General features: G+C 69.2%; 4 protein-coding genes. 3 read left to right on the top strand and 1 reads right to left on the bottom strand.

The genetic code is table 11. The features are described 5' to 3' along the window. On the bottom strand, positions 1–255 hold a 255-nt coding region (locus tag G6027_RS09045; protein WP_182636884.1), incomplete at its 3' end, for a helix-turn-helix domain-containing protein. A gap of 168 nt (positions 256–423) precedes the next feature. Between G6027_RS09045 and cysD the strand changes: the two genes are divergently transcribed. The 3 genes from cysD to G6027_RS09030 all read left to right on the top strand — a co-directional run. Continuing rightward, positions 424–1,341, top strand: a complete 918-nt coding sequence (cysD, locus tag G6027_RS09040) for a sulfate adenylyltransferase subunit CysD (RefSeq protein ID WP_182636883.1) — start codon at positions 424–426, stop codon at positions 1,339–1,341. Further along, entirely contained in the window at positions 1,341–3,272 is a 1,932-nt protein-coding gene (gene cysN, locus G6027_RS09035) for a sulfate adenylyltransferase subunit CysN (RefSeq protein WP_277612327.1), read from the top strand. Before cysD ends, cysN begins: the two co-directional genes overlap by 1 nt. A gap of 4 nt (positions 3,273–3,276) precedes the next feature. Continuing rightward, positions 3,277–4,172 (top strand): TSUP family transporter (locus G6027_RS09030; protein WP_182636882.1); only part of this gene is annotated, 896 nt, incomplete at its 3' end.

The raw sequence follows: 4,172 nt of genomic DNA, 5'->3' as shown, positions 1-4,172 counted from the left end.
CGGCTGCCTGGCGGCCCGGGCCAGATCGACCTCGGCGGACAGCGACGCGGCGACCGAGCGCATCCGGGGCCCGGCGCGCCACCCACCCTCGAGCTTCTCGGCCCACTGCTCGTCCTGCATCTCGGCGAGCACGGCGTGCAGGGTCGAGCGACTGGCCCCGGTGGCCCGGGCGATCTCGGCGAGGGGTAACGGGGGGCCCTCGACCGACAACGCCTCGATCACGGAGAGCACGCGATGGGTGGGTTCGTGTCGCATAGCCGACACTCTATGTCGATATGCGGACGAACCGTCCGGAATTGCCCTCACCGAGATGGAAATCGGGGACGCAGGGGCGCACGATGGAGTCCGAACCAGACCGCAGACAGACCTGTCTGCGGTCTGCTGTCCGGTCACGCCGGACCAGCCCACGACATTGGAGGTCGCATGACAGCGAGGACGGCGGTGACGCTCTCTCACCTCGACGCGCTCGAGGCAGAGTCCGTCCACATCTTCCGCGAGGTAGCCGCGCAGTTCGAACGCCCGGGGATGCTGTTCTCCGGCGGCAAGGACTCCGTGGTGATGTTCCACCTGGCGCGTAAGGCGTTCTGGCCCGCGCCCATGCCGTTCCCGCTCATGCACGTCGACACCGGGCACAATTTCGACGAGGTCATCGAGTACCGGGACAGGGTGGTCGAGGAGACCGGCGTGCAGTTGCTCGTGTCGTACGTGCAGGACGACATCGACGCGGGCCGCGTGGTCGAGGAGACCGGCGTCGGCACGAGTCGTAACCGCCTCCAGACCGCCGCCCTGCTGCGCGGAATCCAGGAGAACCGCTTCGACGCCGTCTTCGGCGGTGCCCGGCGCGACGAGGAGAAGGCCCGCGCCAAGGAGCGCGTGTTCTCGTTCCGCGACGCCTTCGGCGCCTGGGACCCACGCAAGCAGCGCCCCGAGCTGTGGAAGCTCTACAACGGCAACCACCGCAAGGGCGAGCACATCCGGGTGTTCCCGCTGTCCAACTGGACCGAGCTGGACATCTGGCAGTACATCGAGCGCGAGGACATCGACCTGCCGCCCATCTACTACGCGCACCAGCGCGAGGTGATCGAGCGCGACGGCATGCTCCTGGCCAAGACCCGGTTCCTCGAGACCCTCCCGGGCGAGGAGGCGCGCACCGAGCTGGTCCGTTTCCGCACCGTCGGCGACGCCACCTGCACCGGCTGCGTGGAGTCCGACGCCTCCGACAACGCCGCCGTCGTGGCCGAGGTCGCGGGTACCCGCGTCACCGAGCGCGGCGCCACCCGTGCCGATGACCGGATCTCCGAGGCCGGCATGGAAGACCGCAAGAAGGAAGGCTACTTCTGATGAGCTCCGCCACCACGACGTCGTCCGCCACCACGACGTCGTCCGCCACCAGCGCGTCGACCCTCACCCCCGAGCAGTTGAGCACCATGTCCGAACACGCCCAGTTGCTGCGCATCGCCACGGCGGGTTCGGTCGACGACGGCAAGTCGACCCTCATCGGGCGCCTGCTCTACGACTCCAAGGGGATCTTCGAGGACCAGCTCGCCTCGATCGAGGCCACCTCGGCCAAGCGCGGCGACGAGTACACCGACCTCGCGCTGCTCACCGACGGCCTGCGCTCCGAGCGCGAGCAGGGCATCACAATCGACGTGGCCTACCGCTACTTCTCGAGCCCGCGCCGCAAGTTCATCATCGCCGACACCCCGGGCCACGTGCAGTATACGCGCAACATGGTCACCGGCGCCTCGACGGCCGACGTGGCGATCATCCTGGTCGACGCCCGCAAGGGAGTGCTCGAGCAGACCCGCCGGCACGCGTTCCTGTCCGCGCTGCTGGGCATTCCGCGCCTGGTGGTGGCCGTCAACAAGATGGACCTGGTCGACTACGACGAGGCCACCTACGAGGCCATCCGTTCCGAGTTCACGGACTTCGCCGCCAAGCTCGAGGTCCACGACGTCACCTTTGTCCCGCTCTCCGCACTCAAGGGCGACAACGTGGTCGACCGCACCGATTCGATGCCCTGGTACACGGGCCCGGCGCTGCTGGACCATCTCGAGAACGTGCACATCGCCTCGGACCGCAACCTGACCGATGTCCGGTTCCCGGTGCAGTACGTGATCCGCCCCCAGCGCGCCGACGGCCTCGACCACCGGTCCTTCGCCGGCACCGTCGCCGGGGGCATCATGAAGGTCGACGACGAGGTGGTGGTCATGCCGTCCGGTCGGCAGTCCACCATCAAGGCCATCTGGGGCCCGGGCGGCGCGGAGCTGGACGAGGCGGCGGCGCCGGCCGCGGTGACGATCGCTCTCAACGACGAGATCGACATCGTCCGCGGCGAGATGATCGCCCGCCCCGGCAACCGCCCGCACCAGGGCACAGAGCTGGAGGCCATGGTCTGCTGGTTCGCCGACGACTCGACGCTCACGCCCAACAGGCGGTACGTCGTCAAGCACACCACCCGCGACACCAAGGCGATCGTCACGGGGCTGGAGTACCGGCTCGACATCAACACCCTGCACCGCGACCCCGACTCCACCGAGCTGGGGCTCAACGAGATCGGCCGCATCGGCCTGCGGACGCAGACGCCGCTGATGTACGACCCGTACCGCCGTAACCGCGACACCGGCGCGTTCATCCTCGTGGACGAGCTCACCGGCAACACCGTGGGCGCGGGCATGATCATCGGGCCCGCCACCACCGGTTCCAACGTGGTCTGGCACGCCGGCGCCGTCCAGCGCGGTGACCGCGGGCAGGGCCGCACGCTGTGGCTCACGGGCCTGTCGGGCTCGGGCAAGTCCACGGTCGCCTCCGAGGTGGAGCGGCTGCTCATCGAGTCCGGGCACCCCGCGTACATCCTCGACGGCGACAACCTGCGGCACGGCCTCAACGCCGACCTCGGGTTCTCGGCCGAGGACCGGGCGGAGAACATCCGCCGTACCGCGGAGGTGGCGGCGCTGTTCGCCGATGCCGGCGTCGTCGTCATCTGTTCCCTCATCTCCCCGATGCGCGCAGACCGCGACAAGGCGCGCAGCGTCCACGCCGCGGCCGACCTGCCCTTCACCGAGGTGTTCGTGGACACCCCGCTGGCCGAGTGCGAGGCGCGCGACCCCAAGGGGCTGTACGCCAAGGCGCGGGCCGGCGAGATCCCTGAGTTCACCGGCGTCTCGGCGCCGTACGAGCCGCCGCTGACCCCCGATCTGCACATCCGGCCGGAGGACGGCACCGCGGAAGAGGTGGCACAGCGGATCGTCAGCTCGATCCTGGGGGTCTGAGCCGGTGCCCGAGGCGCTCTGGACCTACGACTCGCTGGGGCTGCTGATCGTCAGCGCGGTGATCGGCGTGGTCATAGGTCTCACGGGGATGGGCGGCGGGGCGTTGATGACGCCCGCGCTCATCCTCGTGGGGATCCCGCCCACCGCCGCCGTGGCCAACGATCTGGTGGTCAACGCGGTGAACAAAGTCATCGGGGCCGGCGTGCACTGGAAGCACGGCAAACCCAACCTCAGGATCGCGTTCTGGCTGATCCTGGGCTCGGTACCGACCGCGTACCTGGGGGCCTGGCTCGTGCACGCGGTGGGAGCCGACGACGTGCAGGGGCTGTTGAAGAAGGCCATCGGCGGCACGCTCATCGTGGCGTCCTCCGCCTACTTCCTTCGCGCGTTCTTCGAGATGGCCGGCAAGATCCGCACGGGCAGCGACCCGAACCCGCCCGTCAAGCCTCTGATCACCCTGCTGGTCGGCGTGATCGGCGGGCTGATGGTGGGCATCACCTCGGTGGGCTCCGGCACGGTCATCATGATGTGCATCATGCTGCTGTACCCGACCCTGGCGGCGCTGCGGTTGGTGGGCACCGACCTCGTGCAGGCGGTCCCGCTGGTGATCGCGGCGGCGATCGGGCACGTGATGGTGACCGGCGTCGACTGGAACCTGCTGGTGCCCTTGCTGATCGGCGGGGCGATCGGGACGTTCTTCGGGTCCAAGTTCGCCGGCCGGGTGCCGCAGGGCCTGATCCGGCGGGGCATCACGATCGTGTTGGCGGTCACCGCGTCCGCGATGCTCGGGGCGTCGCCGGCACTGATCGGCGCGATCGCACTGGTACTCGTGACGGTGGGGCCGCTCGTGTGGCGAGTGCTTGTGCGCAGGTACTCGGTGCACCTCGACGAGCCGGCGGC

The organism is Dietzia sp. SLG310A2-38A2, assembly GCF_014145095.1.
GTDB lineage: Bacteria > Actinomycetota > Actinomycetes > Mycobacteriales > Mycobacteriaceae > Dietzia.
The sequence above is the reverse complement of the archived record's forward strand: the minus strand, read 5'-3'. Positions and strand labels throughout refer to the sequence as shown.

Coding starts and splice junctions, on each gene's coding strand:
- cysD (WP_182636883.1), top strand. CDS start 424: ATGACAGCGAGGACGGCGGTGACGCTCTCTCACCTCGACGCGCTCGAG.
- cysN (WP_277612327.1), top strand. CDS start 1,341: ATGAGCTCCGCCACCACGACGTCGTCCGCCACCACGACGTCGTCCGCC.